Consider the following 14,438-nt stretch of genomic DNA (forward strand, 5'->3'; position numbering starts at 1 on the left):
GACACCATGGCCCTGAAGCTGATCCTTCCCACCGCCGCGGGCGCCCTGCAACCCTACGTGCTGAGCGGCAACGAGCCGGTGCAGCCGGCCCGCGGCACGCGCTTCGATCGCATCGCCTATTCGGCGGCCCACGTGGTCGCCGACCCGCTGGCCCCGGCCGACCCCTGGCTGCAGCCTGCGCTGGACTGGGATGCCACCATCGCCTACCGGCAGCGGCTGTGGTCCCTCGGGCTCGGCGTGGCCGAAGCGATGGACACGGCGCAGCGCGGCATGGGGCTGGACTGGCCGACCTCGCTGCAGTTGATCCGCCGCTCGCTCGATGCGGCCCGCGATGTGCCCGGCGCGCTCATCGCGTCCGGCTGCGGCACCGACCACCTCGCGCCGGAGGACGTGAAGTCCGTCGACGATGTGATCCGCGGCTACGAGGACCAGATGGCCGCCATCGAGGCCCTGGGGGGTCGCCTGATCGTCATGGCCAGCCGGGCACTGGCGCGCGTCGCCCGCGGGCCGCAGGACTACGAGCGCGTGTACGGGCGCATCCTCTCGCAGGCCCGCCAGCCCGTCATCCTGCACTGGCTGGGCGAGATGTTCGACCCGGCCCTCGCCGGCTACTGGGGCAGCGCCGACGTCGACACCGCCATGGAGACGGCGCTGGGCGTGATCGCTGCCCACGCGGCCAAGGTGGACGGCATCAAGATCTCGCTGCTGGACAAGGACCGGGAGATCGCCATGCGGCGCCGCCTTCCCGCCGGCGTGCGCATGTACACGGGCGACGACTTCAACTACGCCGAGCTGATCGCCGGCGACGGCTTCGGCAGCGAACCCACGCACGGCGGGAGCGACGCCCTGCTGGGCATCTTCGATGCCATCGCGCCCGCCGCCAGCGCGGCCCTGGGGGAGCTCGCGTGCGGCCGGGTGGATCGCTTCCACGCCATCCTGGGCCCGACGGTGCCGCTGTCGCGCCACATCTTTGCGGCGCCCACCCGCTTATACAAGACGGGCGTCGTCTTCATGGCCTGGGTCAATGGCCACCAGCAGCACTTCAGCATGGTCGGCGGGCAGCAGAGCGCCCGCAGCCTGCCGCACCTGGCCGAGCTGTTCCGGCTGGCCGACGCAGCCGGCCTGCTGGAACAGCCGGAGCTCGCCGTGCGGCGCATGAAGTCGCTGCTCGCCGTGCATGGCATCGACGCCTGAAGGGCCGGCACCACCGTGCGCGATTTCTCGCAAGACCACCGCTGGCTCTCGATCAACACGGCCACCGTCCGGCAGAGCCGGGCGCAGGACCTGCCGCTGCCCGACATCCTCGAGGCCTGCGCGCGCCGGAGAATCCGGGCGATATCGCCCTGGCGCGACCAGGTCGCGGCGGCCGGGCTCGCGAACGTCTCGCGCCTCGTGAAGGCCCACGGCCTGGAGCTGTCGGGCTACTGCCGCGGCGGCATGTTCACGGCCGCCGACGACGCCGGCCTGCGTGCGGCCGACGACGACAACCGCCGCGCCGTCGACGAAGCGCGCGAGTTGAACGCCGCGTGCCTGGTGCTGGTGGTGGGTGCCCTGCCGGGTGCGCTGGCCGGCAAGGCTGCGCACAAGGACCTCGCCCTGTCGCGGCAGCAGGTGCACGACGGCATCGGCCGGCTGCTGGAGCATTCGCGCGCGGCCGGCATGCCGCTGGCCATCGAGCCCCTGCATCCGATGTACGCGGCCGACCGGGCCTGCGTCAACACGCTGGAACAGGCGCTGGACCTGTGCGACCGGCTCGACCCCTCGCGCAGCGGCGCGCTCGGCGTGGCGGTGGACGTCTACCACGTGTGGTGGGACCCCAAGCTGCGCGACCAGATCGAACGGGCCGGACGCCAGCGATTGCTGGCCCTGCATGTGTGCGACTGGCTCACCCCCACCACCGACCTGCTGAACGACCGGGGAATGATGGGGGACGGCGTGATCGACATCCCCCGCATCCGTGGCTGGATGGAGGCGCAGGGCTTCGCCGGCTACAGCGAAGTGGAGATCTTCTCGGCGGCCAACTGGTGGCGGCGCGACGCCGGCGAGGTGCTGGACACCTGCATCGAGCGGCACCGCAGCGCCGTCTGACCGGCTGCGCCGGACAAACAAAAAAAGCGCGGCCGGGGCCGCGCTTGCTTCACAGGGACACGGGACTCAGGCGACCTGGAGCTTGGGCGGGCGCACGGCCGAGTTGGCGGCGGCGCCGCTGGTGCCGAACTCGATCTCGCCGGAGAGCTGGCCGCCCTCCTCGATCACCACCTTGCCGTAGCGGATGCGGCCGGTCACCTTGCCGGTGGAATAGATCACCAGCTTCTGGCGCACCGTCAGGTTGCCGTCGAACGCACCGCGGATCTCGGCCACGTCGATCTCGGCCGAGCCCTTGAAGGAGCCGCGCTCGGAGATCTGGATCATGCGCGAGTCCATGGTGGCCTCGACCGATCCCTCGACCACCAGCGTGTCGCAATCGGTGATCTCCACGCCCTTGAGCTTGATGTTGGGGCCGACCGTCAGCTTGGCCTCGCCGCCGGGCACGGGAGTGCTGGAGTTGTTGGCGGTGGGCGCGGTGGGAGCAGGCGCGGCGGCAGCAGCCAGCGCGGCAGCATTGGGCGTGCCGGGGCGCACGTCGTTGTCGCGCTTGTTGTTGTTGAAGAAGGGGGACTGCAGTGCCATCGCGTGAACTCCTCGGTGGTGTGGATGAGCCATGGATGCTAGGGATGGGCTTGCTTACACGCATCGTTGCCCGAGCAAGTTCGGTAACCGTTTACAAGGCTGCGGCGGTTGAGGGGCGGCTGCCTTCATGCGCCGGCGGACGACCGGGACGTGGTCACGGCGTTGCGCCTCAGCGCCACGAACCACGTCTCGCCCGCGCCGCCGCGCGTCTCATCGGCTCGGCGTGACGGCACGGGTCGACGTTCCAGCCGCCGCTGCGCGTCAGTACGGCACCGAGTAGCGCTGGCCGCGGAAGTCCAGCACCGCCCGGTGCTGCTTCACTTCTTCCAGCCGCACCCCGGGTGCGAGTTCGCTGCCCTCGTTGAACACCTGCCCGTTGACGATCAGCAGCCGCTGGGCCGGGTTCTGCGACCAGACGCCACCGCTGACCGCGAGCGCAGGCGCCCCGTCCGGCACCCTGGACGAGACGGCGCCGTCAGCCGCGCCGGGAGCCGCCGCAACGGCCGAGGCAGACCGTGCAGGCGCGGCAGCCGTCCCGATGGGCGCAGTCGCCGGCGCCGGTGGCTGCGCATCGGGCGCCGCTGCCTTGGCCAGCACGGGCGCAGGCGCGGGTGCAGGCAGGGGTGGAGGCGCCGGCGGCAGGATCTGCGCGGCCGGAGCCGGCCCTGGCGGCGGTGGCACCGGGGCCACTGCTGGGGTTGGCGCCAGCAGCGCAGCATCCGCCACGGGTGCAGGGGGTGGTTCGCCCCGCATCGATTGCCAGGCGGCGAAGCCGCCGAATCCCAGCACCAGGGCCGCGCCCGCCATCGCCCACGCGCCGCGCGCAGCGGTTGGCGCCGCGCTGCCCGCGGCATGCGGCTGCGCCTGCAGGCCCGGCAAGCGGCTGCGTTCGCGTTGCGCATCGGCCTTGCGCAGGGCGTCGAGGATGTAGGACATGATCAGGGGACCCCTCGCAGCCGCGGCTCTTCCACCCCCGCGCTGCGATTGAGTTGCATGAAGGTCAGGGGGCCCAGCAGGCCGTCGGCCGGCAGCCCCTGGGCCCGCTGGAAATGGCGGATGCGCTCGCGCAGTGCGCCGGCGCGCGCGTCACCGGCCGCGCCGGCGGCCTTGGCGAGTTGCGCGCCCACCCAGTCGGCCACGGCGGTGCCGCCGCGCTCGGGCGCGCGCGCATCGAAGCCGGGCGGCGCCCGCCACAGGGTGGCCCACTCGCCGTTCCAGCGCGCGGCCAGCGCCGCCAGCGTGACCGTCTGCGCGGCGCCGCCCGCCGACAGGGTCGCCGCGTTGTCGCCCAGTGCGGTGAGCACCGCATAGGAAGGTTTGCCGCTGTCGCGGTCCAGCACCACGATGCCGGGCCGGTCCAGCTGCCGGATCAGTGCCAGCGGCAACGCGCGGGTGAAGCAGTGCAGCGACTCGCGCGCCAGCGCGCCGCAGGGATCGCCCTCGCCGACCTGCACCTGCCAGGCCTTGGCGAGTTCGCGCCAGGCCTGCCTCTCGTCGCTGAACAAGGCCGGGGGAACGGCGGGCACGGCCGCAACGGGCACGACCGCCCCGGCCGGTTCGACCACCGCCGGCTCGCCCGCGGCCGCCATGGCCGGCTCGGCCAGCTCGGCTGGCGCGGGAACCGCACGGGCGGCCGGCGGCACCCCGACACTGCCCTGGGGCGGCTCCGACCAGAACCGGGCGGCCAGCAGCAGCCCCGCCCCCGCCACGAATCCGATCCCCAGCATCGCAGCGGAACGCCGCCAGGCGGGGGGCGGCCGCCGGGCACCCTGGCCGAACACCTCGCGAGCGGCCTGCTCGACGATGGCAGGCGTCACCGCCGCCTCGCTGCGTCCGAAGGCCCCGAGCAGGGCCCGGTCGCACAGCAGGTTGATGCGCCTGGGCACGCCGCCGCTGCGGCGATGGATGCGCTCGAGCGCGCGGCGTTCGAACGGCAGCGCCCGCGACAGCCCCGCCACTTCCAGCCGGTGCCGCACGTACTGCTCGGTCTCGTCGCGGCGCAGGGCGTCGAGGTGGTAGCGGGCGATCACCCGCTGCGCCAGCTGCTCTAGGCGGGGCTGCGCCAGCAGTTCGCGCAGCTCCGGCTGGCCGATCAGGATGACCTGCAGCAGCTTGCGCTCGCTGGTCTCCAGGTTGGTCAGCAGCCGCAGCTGTTCCAGCACGTCGGCCGAGAGGTTCTGCGCCTCGTCGATGATCAGGACGCTGTTGCGGCCCTGCGCATGCGACTGCAGCAGGAAGGCGTTCAGCGGGTCGAGGTAGTCCTTGACGGTGGGCGCCGGGCCTTCGCGGCGCGGCACGGCGATGCGGAACTCATCGCACACGGCCTGCAGCAGCTCGGTGACCGTGAGCTTGGGATTGAAGATGTAGGCGACGTTGCAGTTGCCGGGGATCTGCTCCAGGAAGCAGCGGCACACGGTGGTCTTGCCGGTGCCGATCTCGCCCGTCAGCAACACGAAGCCGCCCCCGCCGCCCAGCCCGTACAGCAGGTGCGCCAGCGCCTCGCGGTGGCGCTCGCTCATGAACAGGTAGCGCGGGTCCGGCGCGATCGAGAACGGCTCCTGCGACAGCCCGAAATACGGCGCGTACATAGGGTGGCAAGGATAACCGTCGACGCAGTGCCCGTGGGGGGCGCTGGCGCTCGCCCCGCGGCGCCTGCGCGAGCGCAGCGATCAGGCGGTCGCCAGCGCTGCGCGCCGCACGCGACGCACGTTGAAGGCGCTGGCGATCAGCAACAGCTGCATCAGGGCCAGCCCCAGCCACACGCCGGCGTAGCGGCGGTGGTCCATCAGGCTGCCGAAGACGAGCGGCGCGGCGGCCTGCCCGATGTCCAGCCCCGAGTAGACGATGCCGAACACCCGCCCGCTGGCGTTGGGCGGTGTCGATCGCTTCACGATCATGTCGCGCGAAGGCCCCGCGATGCCGCTGGCGAAGCCCATGACACCGAACAGGACGGGCACCGCCAGCGCCGGCAGCGGCGCCACCCCGACGGCCAGCGCCACCAGCGCCGCCATGCCGAAGCCGGCGCCCACGATGCGCTCGCAGCGCGAAGGATCGGCGGCGAGGAAGCCCCCCAGCACCATGCCTGCGGCCCCCGCCACCATGTAGATCGTCAAGCAGGCGGCGGCCAGGCCGACCGGCACGCCGTGCAAGAGGCGCGCGGCTTCGGGCGCGAAGGCCTGCACCACGCTCAGCACGACGGCGTACACGAAGAAGAAGGCAAAGCACATCCACACGGTGGGCACGCGCAGGAAGTCGAAGGTCCCGCTGCCCTGGGCGGCCGGTGCCGCGGCCGCCGCCGGCGCGGCAGGGAGTTCCAGCTGGCGCCTGTGCATCCACAGGAACAGCAGCACGCCCCAGGCCAGCGCGCCCGCCGCCGCCAGGGCCACCCGCCAGGAGAATGCGATCGCCAGCGGCACCACCAGGGCGGGCGCCAGTGCCCAGCCCAGGCTGCCCGTGATCCCGTGGAAGCTGTACGCGTGCCCCAGCCGGGGCGCGCTCACCCTGCGGTTGAGCAGCGTGTAGTCGACCGGGTGGAACACGCCGTTGCCCAGTCCCGCCACCATCGCGAACACGGCCATCATCCAGTAGCTGGTGCTGGCCGCAAACCCGAATGCCGCCAGGCCCACCAGCGCCAGTCCCCCGAACAGCACCGGCCGCGGCCCGTGCCGGTCGACCAGGAAGCCCGACGCCGCCTGCACGCCACAGGAGACGACGAAGAACAGCGTCATCAGGAAACCCAGCTGCAGGTAGCTGGCCCCCAGCGCATCCTTCAGCCAGGGAAACAAGGGCGGCAGCAACAGCTGGCTGAAATGGCTGATCAGGTGGGCGAGGCCCACCAGCCCGATCACGCCGGCGTCCTGGCGCAGGGGTGGAAGGGCCGGCGCGGCGGCGGCGGCAGTCATGGAGCTGGATGCTAGCGGCCGGCGCGCCGTACCGGAATGCGACGGTTAGCCAGTTTCCCCCGAATTTCCGCCAGAATTCGGCACCATGCCCCGCACGCTTGCACTGCCCCAGCCGCTGGCGGATGCCGAGGCCTTCCGCCCCACGCCTGGGCAGCCAGTGCGACTGCGGGCGCGGGCCCTGCCCGCCGATTCCCATTTCGAGCCGCACAGCCATGCCTGGGCCCAGCTGGCCTATTGCGCCCGCGGCGTCCTGCAGGTAACGGCCGAGCGCGGTTGCGGGTCGCCCGAGGAGGTCACGTACATCGTGCCGCCCTCGCGTGCGGTGTGGATCGCGCCGGGTGCGCGCCACTCGGTGCGCGTGCTGCAGGAGGCGGAGTTCCGCACCCTCTACCTGCACGCCGGCGCGACGCCGCGAGGCTGGGCCGGCTGCCGCGTGCTGCGTGTTTCGCCCCTGCTGCGCGAACTGGTCGAGGCGATGGACCGGCGGCCGCTGGCCCGCGCCCGCGAGCAGTTGCTCAGCGCACTGGTGCTGGAGGAACTGCGCCAGGCCGACCCGCAGGCCCTTGGCGTGCCGCTGCCGCCACCGGGCGGCGACAAGCGCCTGCGCGCCCTCTGCGAGGCCGTGCTGCGCGCACCGGGCGAGCGCGCCAGCCTGGCCGGGTGGGCCGCCGAGGTGGGCGCCAGCGAGCGCACCCTGGCGCGCCTGTTCCAGGCCGAACTGGGCACCGGCTACCAGCAGTGGCGCCAGCAGGTCGTGCTGGCGCACGCACTGCCCCTGCTGGCGCGCGGCGCGGCGGTGAACCAGGTGGCGGCAGCCACCGGCTATGCCAGCGAGAGCGCCTTCAGCGCCATGTTCAAGGCGGCCATGGGGCAGCCGCCGCGGCACTTCCAGCCACGCAACGCCGCCCCGGCATGACCCGCAGTGCCGGCCTGCTGATGTTCCGGCGCGGCAGCGCCGGGCTGCAGGTGCTGCTGGCGCACCCCGGCGGGCCGTTCTGGGCCCGCAGGGACGAAGGGGCATGGACGCTGCCCAAGGGAGAAGCCGGCGCCGGCGAAGATGCGCTCGCCACCGCGCGGCGCGAGTTCGAGGAGGAAACCGGCTGCCGGCCGGCGGGCCCCTTCACCGGGCTGGGCGAAGTGCGGCAGAAAAGCGGCAAGTGCGTGCAGGCCTGGGCCTTCGAAGGCGATTTCGACCCTGCCGAGCTGCGCTGCAACCCGTTCGAGATCGAATGGCCTCCGCGCTCCGGACGCCGCCGGCAGTTCCCCGAGATCGACCGCGTCGAGTGGTTCACGCTGGACGCCGCGCGCCGCAAGCTGTTGCCTGCACAGCACCCCTTCCTGGACCGGCTGGCGCAACTCGCGCCCAGCCGCTGACCGGCGCCGGGTACGAACCGGCGAGTCGCGCGGCGACCCAGGCCGGTGCAATGCCTAGGCCCAGCCGGACCCCCGCGTTTCGCGCGCCAGCCGGTCCCAGGCGGCGCGGATGGCCGCCCTCGCCTCCTCCACCGTCAGCCGCGAAGCGCCCTTGATGCGCTCCCAGTTGGCGCACAGCGAGCGCTCGGCGTGCTCGTACTCGCCGCCGTATTGCGCGAAGCCGACGTAGCCTACGCAGTAGGCCGGCGCGTAGTCCTCGTAATCGCAGCCCGGCCGGAAGTAGCGCTCCCTGTGGTAGGCCGCGCTCCAGTAGTCGTCCTGGCAGCGCGCATCCAGCGCGATGGGCGGCGCGGGCCGGTCGTCTTCGTCGGCAAGGGCAATCGGTGGCATGGCGGACTCGCTCGCGGGTTGCTGCCCGCGAATGCTGGCCGCCCCGCGAAGCGCGCCACGTAGGACGCCGCCGCGGTCAGCGGCACGCCCCGGCGGCCGAGCCCAGCCGCGCGCCACGGATGAGATGCGCGGCGGGCGCCAGCTTACTTCGGCTCGACGTCCGTGACGTCGGCGCGCACCCGCACGCGCTGCGGCGCAAAGCCGTGCGCCGGGCGGCGGCTGCCGGCCGACCCCGCGAAGCCGCGCATGCGCCACAGGCCCGACAGCACGCGCGGCGCCGGCCGGCCGGTCAGGCGGGCCCAGCCGGCCTGCAGCAGCAGCAGCGCGGCCGCCAACACGGCCGCGGCGGCCAGGCTGGCCGCGAAGACGAGGCCGGCAGCCAGTGCCAGCAGGCGGGCGATGAACGAAAGGAGGGCAGGCATGGGTGAATTCATGGGTTCCGAGGACCAGTGTGGCCCCATCGGCCGGGCGGGGCAAGCCGGAGCCGGCTTGCCCCTTCCCTCGGTCGGTTTCCGCTCATGCGGGGGCTTCGACCGGCTCCTGCACCGAACCGAAGTGGAACACGCCGGGTTCGAGCACCGGATCGACTTCGACCGGGATCACGCTCTTGGGCGGGAACCGGCCCTCCAGGATCAAGCGGGACAGCGGGTTCTCGATGCGCTGCTGGATCGCCCGCTTGAGCGGCCGCGCACCGAACACCGGGTCGAAGCCGACCTTGGCCAGTTCCTCCAGCGCTGCGGGCGAGACCTGCAGCGTCAGGTCCATCTTCGCGAGCCGCTGCTCCAGCACCTTGAGCTGGATCTTCGCGATCTGCTCGATGTGCTCGGCACCCAGGCCGTGGAACACCACCGTCTCGTCGATGCGGTTGAGGAACTCGGGGCGGAAGTGGCTCTTGAGCTCGTCCCACACCGCTTCCTTGATGTCCTCGTAGGGCCTGCCCACCATCGCCTGGATCATGTGCGAGCCGATGTTGCTGGTCATCACGATGACCGTGTTCTTGAAGTCCACGGTGCGGCCCTGGCCGTCGGTCAGGCGGCCATCGTCCAGCACCTGCAGCAGCACGTTGAAGACGTCGTGGTGCGCCTTCTCGACCTCGTCGAGCAGGATCACGCTGTAGGGCTTGCGTCGCACCGCCTCGGTCAGGTAGCCGCCCTCCTCGTAGCCCACGTAGCCGGGCGGCGCGCCGATCAGCCGGGCCACGGAGTGCTTCTCCATGAATTCGCTCATGTCGACGCGGATCAGGTGCTCTTCGCTGTCGAACAGGAACATCGCCAGCGCCTTGCACAGCTCGGTCTTGCCTACGCCGGTGGGGCCCAGGAACAGGAACGAGCCGGTCGGCCGGTTGGGATCGGACAGGCCCGAGCGCGAGCGGCGGATGGCATTCGACACGGCGCTGATCGCCTCGTCCTGGCCCACCACGCGCTGGTGCAGCCGCTCTTCCATGAGCAGCAGCTTCTCGCGCTCGCCCTGCATGAGCTTGGCCACCGGGATGCCGGTGGCGCGCGCCACCACCTCGGCGATCTCCTCGGCGCCGACCTGGGTGCGCAGCAGCTGCGGCTTGCCGCTCTTGCCCTTGGCCGACTCGGCGGCCTGGGCCTCCTTCAGCTGCTTTTCCAGCGCCGGCAGCTTGCCGTACTGCAGCTCGGCAACCTTGTTGAAGTCGCCCTTGCGGGTGTGCTCGTCGATCTCGCGGCGCAGCTTGTCGATCTCTTCCTTGACCTGCGCGCTGCCCTGGGCGGTGGCCTTCTCCGACTTCCAGATTTCCTCCAGGTCGGCGATCTCCTTCTGCAGCTTGCCGATCTCGTCCTCGATCAGGCCCAGGCGCTTGCGCGAGGCTTCGTCGGTCTCCTTCCGGACCGCCTCGCGCTCGATCTGCAACTGGATCAGGCGGCGGTCGAGGCGGTCGATCGCCTCGGGCTTGGAGTCGATCTCGATCTTGATCCGGGATGCGGCCTCGTCGATCAGGTCGATCGCCTTGTCCGGCAGGAAGCGGTCGGTGATGTAGCGGTGCGACAGCTCGGCCGCGGCCACGATGGCGGGGTCGGTGATCTCCACGCCGTGGTGCACCTCGTACTTCTCCTGCAGCCCGCGCAGGATGGCGATGGTGGCCTCCACGGTCGGCTCGCCGACCAGGATCTTCTGGAAGCGGCGCTCCAGCGCGGCGTCCTTCTCGATGTACTTGCGGTATTCGTCCAGCGTGGTGGCGCCCACGCAGTGCAGTTCGCCGCGCGCGAGCGCCGGCTTGAGCATGTTGCCGGCGTCGATGGCGCCCTCGGCCTTGCCGGCGCCCACCATGGTGTGCAGCTCGTCGATGAAGACAATGGTGTTGCCCTCGTCCTTGGCCAGCTCGGTCAGCACGTTCTTCAGCCGCTCCTCGAACTCGCCGCGGTACTTGGCGCCGGCCAGCAGCGCCGCCATGTCGAGCGAGAGCACCCGCTTGCCCTTGAGCGTCTCGGGCACCTCGCCGGCGATGATGCGCTGGGCCAGGCCCTCGACGATGGCGGTCTTGCCGACGCCGGGTTCGCCGATCAGCACCGGGTTGTTCTTGGTGCGCCGCTGCAGCACCTGGATGGCGCGGCGGATCTCCTCGTCGCGGCCGATCACCGGGTCGAGCTTGCCCTGGCGGGCGCGCTCGGTCAGGTCCAGCGTGTACTTCTTGAGCGCCTCGCGCTGGCCCTCGGCCTCGGCGCTGTCGACGCTCGAGCCGCCGCGGACGGCATCGACCGCCGCTTCGAAGGACTTGCGCGTCAGTCCGTTCTCGCGCGCGATGCGGCCCAGGTCCGACTTGCTGTCGGCCAGCGCCAGCAGGAACAGCTCGCTGGCGATGAACTGGTCGCCACGCTTGAGGCCCTCCTTCTCGGCGGCCTGCAGCAGGCCGACCAGTTCGCGGCCGACCTGCACCTGCACCTGCTCCTGGCCCTGCACCTGTGCGCGCTTGTGCATCGCGGACTCGGCTGCAGCCAGCAGGCCGGGCAGGTTGGCGCCGGCGCGCTGCAACAGCGCGCGCGGCCCGTCGTCCTGGCGCAGCATGGCCACGAGCAGGTGCTCGGGTTCGATGTAGGCGTGGTCATTGGCGAGGGCCAGCGTCTGGGCCTCGGCCAGGGCCTCCTGGAACTTGGTGGTGAGCTTGTCGAGTCGCATGGGCGAGTGGAGTGGAAGGTCCGAACTGAATCCCAGCTTGCGCCTTTTCCCGGAGATTTCAAGGGTCTATCAGCCCGGCCGTTGCGCGGATGGGCTGACTAGAATCAAGCGATGCAGATCCACCAGCTGTCGGTGACCTACCAGGCCGAGCAGGACCGCATGCTGCTGCGCGTGAACAGCACCGGCGGCCAGGAAATGCGCATGTGGCTCACCCGCCGACTGATGCACGGGCTGTGGCCGCTGCTGGGCAGGCTGCACACCGACCAGGTGATCAGGAGCGAGCCGTCGGCCAGCGCCGTGGGCAGCGGCGACGAGGAACTCAGGCGCCTGTTCGCCGAATTCCGCCGGGAGGAGTTCCTGCAGCAGGCGGACTTCGAAACACCGTACCAGGACAAGTCCGACCGGCCGCTGGGCAGCGAACCGCTGCTGGTGACCGACGTGGACGCGACGCCGCTGGCCAACGGGCGCCTTCGCCTGGCCTTCAACGAGCGCGCATCGGTGTCCGGCGCAGCCAAGGCCCGCGGCTTCCAGATGGAACTGGATCCGCGCTTGATGCAGGGCCTGATGCACCTGCTGGAGCAGTCACTGGCGCGCTCGCAATGGTGCGACCCGTTCACCGCCCCCGCGGTGCCAGTGGTGGACGGCGCCGAATCCGGCGAAGGCGGCGAGCGGCCGCGCTACCTGAACTGAGGTGGTCGGCCGGCCTGGCAGCAACCGTGTCATTGCCGCCTGGAGCCGCAATCCATCACGGGAGCCGAAATCACCCCTTTGCGTGTTCAGGCGGCGGGAGATGGGTCCCGGCTTTCGCCGGGATGACAAGCATCGGCAGGAACCGTGTCATTGCGGCCTCGAGCCGCAATCCATCACGGGAGCCGAAATCACCCCTTTGCGTGTTCAGGCGGCGGGAGGTGGCTCGGCTTTCGCAGGGATGACAAGCCCCGCCTGGAACCTTGTCATTGATCAGCCCGGGATCAGGCGTTGCCGGCGTGGATACCCCAGCGCGCGAGCGCGTGGTCGTCGCTGGCGCGGGCGTCGACCCAGCGCTCACCTTGCGGCGTGCGCTCCTTCTTCCAGAACGGCGCCTGGGTCTTGAGGTAATCCATCAGGAACTCGCAGGCCTGGAAGCTCTGGCCGCGGTGCGACGAGGTGACGGCCACCAGCACGATCTGCTCGCCCGGCCGCAGCGGGCCGACGCGATGCACGACCCGGGCCGCGAAGATGTCGAAGCGGCGATGCGCCTCGTCCACCATGGCCTCGATCGCCTTCTCCGTCATGCCCGGGTAATGCTCCAGCTCCATGCCGAGCACCTCGGATGCACCGCGCTCGCCGGCCGCGCGAACGGTGCCGACGAAGCTGCACACGGCTCCCACCCGGTGGTCGGCCTCGCGCAGCCGGGCCAGTTCCTGCCCGACGTCGAAGTCGGCGGCCTGGATGGAGACGCGCGGCGCCATTTCAGCCCCCGGTCACCGGCGGGAAGAAGGCGACCTCGCAGCCATCCTGCAGCGCGGCGTCGCCTTCGGCCATGACCTGGTCCACGGCCATGCGCACGGCCTTGCCGGCGCCCAGCGCCTGCGCATACGGGTCGCCCAGGGCCTGCAGCTCCTGCCGCAGGCCGGCCAGCGTGGTGGCACCCGTCTGGCGCTCCTCCAGGCCACGGCCCATGGCCTCGCGCACGGAAGCGAAGTAACGCAGCGACACCTTCATGCCATCAGCTCCGAAAGAGGAATGAAGCGGACCGCGTCGCCCCGGGCAATGGTTCGGCCCGGCGGGTTGTCGACCAGGCCGTCGCACCACGCCATGGAGGTGAGCACGCCCGAGCTCTGGTTCGCAAACAGTTCCAGCCCGCCCTGGGCATCGAGCCGCGCGCGCAGGAACTCGCGGCGCTTGTCGGCGCGCGGCCAGTCGAAGCGGGCCGGCAACAGGAAGGCGGTCGGCTGCAACCGGGCGGCGCCTTGCAGCCTGAGCAGGAAAGGCCGCACCAGCAGCAGGAAGGTGACGAAGCTGGACACCGGGTTGCCGGGCAGGCCGATGAAATGGGCATCGCCCACGCGGCCATGGGCAAATGGCTTGCCGGGCTTCATCGCGATCTGCCACAGGTCCAGCGAACCGAGCTGCTGCACCGCCGGCTTGATGTGGTCTTCCTCGCCCACCGACACGCCGCCGCTGGTGAGGATCAGGTCATGGCCCTGCGACGCCTGCTGTAGGGCGTCGACCGTCGCGTCGCGCCGGTCCGGCACGATGCCCAGGTCGCTCACCTCGCAGCCGCAGCGCGCCAGCAGCTGGCGCAGGAAGAAGCGGTTGGAGTTGTAGATGGCGCCCGGTGGCATCTGCTCGGGCGCGATGGTGCCGGGCATGACCAGCTCGTCGCCGGTGGAGAACAGTGCCACCCGCGGCCGCCGCGCGACCTGCAGGCGGTCGCGGCCGATGCCGGCCGCCAGGCCGCACGCCGCGGGGTCCAGGCGCTGGCCCTTGTGCAGCACCACGCTGCCGCGCGTCACGTCCTCGCCGCTGCGGCGGATCCACTGGCCGGCTTGCGGCACCGACAGGATGCGCACGGCGCTCTCGCCGGCCGGCCCGGTGTGCTCCTGCATCACGATGGCATCGGCGCCGGCGGGCACCGGCGCACCGGTGAAGATGCGCGCCGCAGTGCCGGGCTGCAGCGGCTGCGCCGCGTGGCCGGCGGCGATGCGCTGGCTGACCGGCAGCACCACGCCCTCGTCCGGGATCTCGGCGCAGCGGACGGCGTAGCCGTCCATCGAGCTGTTGTCCTGCGGCGGCACCTGCAGCGCAGCCACCAGGTCTTCGGCCAGCACGCGGCCGTCGGCCTCGAAGGTGGGCACGCCTTCGGCCTGCTGCAGCGGCCGGGTGCGCTCGAGCAGCTCGGCCAGCGCGTCGTCCAGCGGCTTGAGCGGGGGACGCGTGCTCATCGGCGCACCTCCCCGCGATCCAGCCCTCGTCCGC

Annotated in this window: 15 protein-coding genes; 5 read left to right on the forward strand and 10 right to left on the reverse strand. The window is 71.5% G+C overall.

The features are described 5' to 3' along the window. Positions 1-6 precede the first annotated feature (6 nt). Both V6M57_RS12845 and V6M57_RS12850 read left to right on the forward strand, forming a co-directional pair. Positions 7-1,194, forward strand: a complete 1,188-nt coding sequence (locus V6M57_RS12845) for a dihydrodipicolinate synthase family protein (RefSeq protein ID WP_332815386.1) — start codon at positions 7-9, stop codon at positions 1,192-1,194. 15 nt (positions 1,195-1,209) lie between these two features. Continuing rightward, positions 1,210-2,088, forward strand: a complete 879-nt coding sequence (locus V6M57_RS12850) for a sugar phosphate isomerase/epimerase family protein (RefSeq protein ID WP_332815387.1) — start codon at positions 1,210-1,212, stop codon at positions 2,086-2,088. Positions 2,089-2,154: 66 nt separating this feature from the next. Here the strand turns inward: V6M57_RS12850 and V6M57_RS12855 are convergent, their stop codons facing one another. The 4 genes from V6M57_RS12855 to V6M57_RS12870 all read right to left on the reverse strand — a co-directional run bounded on the left by V6M57_RS12855 (position 2,155) and on the right by V6M57_RS12870 (position 6,572). Further along, positions 2,155-2,670: a bactofilin family protein gene (locus V6M57_RS12855; RefSeq protein ID WP_332815388.1), complete on the reverse strand. Its 516-nt coding sequence runs from the start codon at positions 2,668-2,670 to the stop codon at positions 2,155-2,157. 261 nt (positions 2,671-2,931) lie between these two features. Then, positions 2,932-3,606, reverse strand: coding sequence for a general secretion pathway protein GspB (locus V6M57_RS12860; protein ID WP_332815389.1), 675 nt, complete (start codon positions 3,604-3,606; stop codon positions 2,932-2,934). 2 nt (positions 3,607-3,608) lie between these two features. Further along, positions 3,609-5,258 (reverse strand): AAA family ATPase, encoded by a 1,650-nt coding sequence (locus tag V6M57_RS12865; protein WP_332815390.1) that lies wholly within the window; start codon positions 5,256-5,258, stop codon positions 3,609-3,611. Positions 5,259-5,339: 81 nt separating this feature from the next. After that, positions 5,340-6,572 (reverse strand): MFS transporter, encoded by a 1,233-nt coding sequence (locus V6M57_RS12870; protein ID WP_332815391.1) that lies wholly within the window; start codon positions 6,570-6,572, stop codon positions 5,340-5,342. 85 nt (positions 6,573-6,657) lie between these two features. Here V6M57_RS12870 and V6M57_RS12875 point away from each other — a divergent pair, with 85 nt between their 5' ends. Together V6M57_RS12875 and V6M57_RS12880 are read left to right on the forward strand one after the other, a co-directional pair. After that, positions 6,658-7,488 (forward strand): AraC family transcriptional regulator, encoded by an 831-nt coding sequence (locus V6M57_RS12875; RefSeq protein WP_332815392.1) that lies wholly within the window; start codon positions 6,658-6,660, stop codon positions 7,486-7,488. Then, positions 7,485-7,946, forward strand: a complete 462-nt coding sequence (locus tag V6M57_RS12880; protein WP_332815393.1) for an NUDIX domain-containing protein — start codon at positions 7,485-7,487, stop codon at positions 7,944-7,946. Before V6M57_RS12875 ends, V6M57_RS12880 begins: the two co-directional genes overlap by 4 nt. A gap of 54 nt (positions 7,947-8,000) precedes the next feature. Here V6M57_RS12880 and V6M57_RS12885 read toward each other — a convergent pair whose 3' ends face one another. The 3 genes from V6M57_RS12885 to clpB form a co-directional block, all read right to left on the reverse strand. Continuing rightward, positions 8,001-8,336 (reverse strand): hypothetical protein, encoded by a 336-nt coding sequence (locus V6M57_RS12885; RefSeq protein ID WP_332815394.1) that lies wholly within the window; start codon positions 8,334-8,336, stop codon positions 8,001-8,003. A gap of 143 nt (positions 8,337-8,479) precedes the next feature. Then, on the reverse strand, positions 8,480-8,758 hold the full coding sequence (locus tag V6M57_RS12890; protein ID WP_332815395.1) for a hypothetical protein: 279 nt from the start codon (positions 8,756-8,758) through the stop codon (positions 8,480-8,482). Between the two features lie 94 nt (positions 8,759-8,852). Beyond that, positions 8,853-11,477, reverse strand: a complete 2,625-nt coding sequence (clpB, locus tag V6M57_RS12895) for an ATP-dependent chaperone ClpB (RefSeq protein ID WP_332815396.1) — start codon at positions 11,475-11,477, stop codon at positions 8,853-8,855. A gap of 111 nt (positions 11,478-11,588) precedes the next feature. Between clpB and V6M57_RS12900 the strand changes: the two genes are divergently transcribed. After that, positions 11,589-12,167 carry a hypothetical protein gene (locus V6M57_RS12900; protein ID WP_332815397.1) on the forward strand — a complete coding sequence of 193 codons (579 nt, stop codon included), beginning with the start codon at positions 11,589-11,591 and terminating at the stop codon, positions 12,165-12,167. A gap of 281 nt (positions 12,168-12,448) precedes the next feature. Here the strand turns inward: V6M57_RS12900 and V6M57_RS12905 are convergent, their stop codons facing one another. The 3 genes from V6M57_RS12905 to V6M57_RS12915 are packed head-to-tail and all read right to left on the reverse strand — an operon-like array spanning position 12,449 to position 14,404. Then, positions 12,449-12,928 (reverse strand): molybdenum cofactor biosynthesis protein MoaE, encoded by a 480-nt coding sequence (locus V6M57_RS12905; protein ID WP_332815398.1) that lies wholly within the window; start codon positions 12,926-12,928, stop codon positions 12,449-12,451. A gap of 1 nt (position 12,929) precedes the next feature. Then, positions 12,930-13,181 carry a molybdopterin converting factor subunit 1 gene (gene moaD / locus V6M57_RS12910; RefSeq protein WP_332815399.1) on the reverse strand — a complete coding sequence of 84 codons (252 nt, stop codon included), beginning with the start codon at positions 13,179-13,181 and terminating at the stop codon, positions 12,930-12,932. After that, positions 13,178-14,404 (reverse strand): molybdopterin molybdotransferase MoeA, encoded by a 1,227-nt coding sequence (locus tag V6M57_RS12915; protein ID WP_332815400.1) that lies wholly within the window; start codon positions 14,402-14,404, stop codon positions 13,178-13,180. Before V6M57_RS12915 ends, moaD begins: the two co-directional genes overlap by 4 nt. Positions 14,405-14,438 lie beyond the last annotated feature (34 nt).

It is taken from the genome of Ramlibacter sp. (assembly GCF_036676645.1).
In the GTDB taxonomy this organism is placed as follows: Bacteria; Pseudomonadota; Gammaproteobacteria; order Burkholderiales; family Burkholderiaceae_C; genus Ramlibacter.

Bases quoted from the DNA above. Each gene is read 5' to 3' on its own strand.
- V6M57_RS12890 (WP_332815395.1), bottom strand. From the start codon at position 8,758: ATGCCTGCCCTCCTTTCGTTCATCGCCCGCCTGCTGGCACTGGCTGCC.
- V6M57_RS12915 (WP_332815400.1), bottom strand. From the start codon at position 14,404: ATGAGCACGCGTCCCCCGCTCAAGCCGCTGGACGACGCGCTGGCCGAG.
- V6M57_RS12865 (WP_332815390.1), bottom strand. From the start codon at position 5,258: ATGTACGCGCCGTATTTCGGGCTGTCGCAGGAGCCGTTCTCGATCGCG.
- V6M57_RS12900 (WP_332815397.1), top strand. From the start codon at position 11,589: ATGCAGATCCACCAGCTGTCGGTGACCTACCAGGCCGAGCAGGACCGC.
- clpB (WP_332815396.1), bottom strand. From the start codon at position 11,477: ATGCGACTCGACAAGCTCACCACCAAGTTCCAGGAGGCCCTGGCCGAG.
- V6M57_RS12875 (WP_332815392.1), top strand. From the start codon at position 6,658: ATGCCCCGCACGCTTGCACTGCCCCAGCCGCTGGCGGATGCCGAGGCC.
- V6M57_RS12880 (WP_332815393.1), top strand. From the start codon at position 7,485: ATGACCCGCAGTGCCGGCCTGCTGATGTTCCGGCGCGGCAGCGCCGGG.
- V6M57_RS12860 (WP_332815389.1), bottom strand. From the start codon at position 3,606: ATGTCCTACATCCTCGACGCCCTGCGCAAGGCCGATGCGCAACGCGAA.
- V6M57_RS12870 (WP_332815391.1), bottom strand. From the start codon at position 6,572: ATGACTGCCGCCGCCGCCGCGCCGGCCCTTCCACCCCTGCGCCAGGAC.
- V6M57_RS12905 (WP_332815398.1), bottom strand. From the start codon at position 12,928: ATGGCGCCGCGCGTCTCCATCCAGGCCGCCGACTTCGACGTCGGGCAG.
- V6M57_RS12885 (WP_332815394.1), bottom strand. From the start codon at position 8,336: ATGCCACCGATTGCCCTTGCCGACGAAGACGACCGGCCCGCGCCGCCC.
- V6M57_RS12855 (WP_332815388.1), bottom strand. From the start codon at position 2,670: ATGGCACTGCAGTCCCCCTTCTTCAACAACAACAAGCGCGACAACGAC.
- V6M57_RS12845 (WP_332815386.1), top strand. From the start codon at position 7: ATGGCCCTGAAGCTGATCCTTCCCACCGCCGCGGGCGCCCTGCAACCC.
- moaD (WP_332815399.1), bottom strand. From the start codon at position 13,181: ATGAAGGTGTCGCTGCGTTACTTCGCTTCCGTGCGCGAGGCCATGGGC.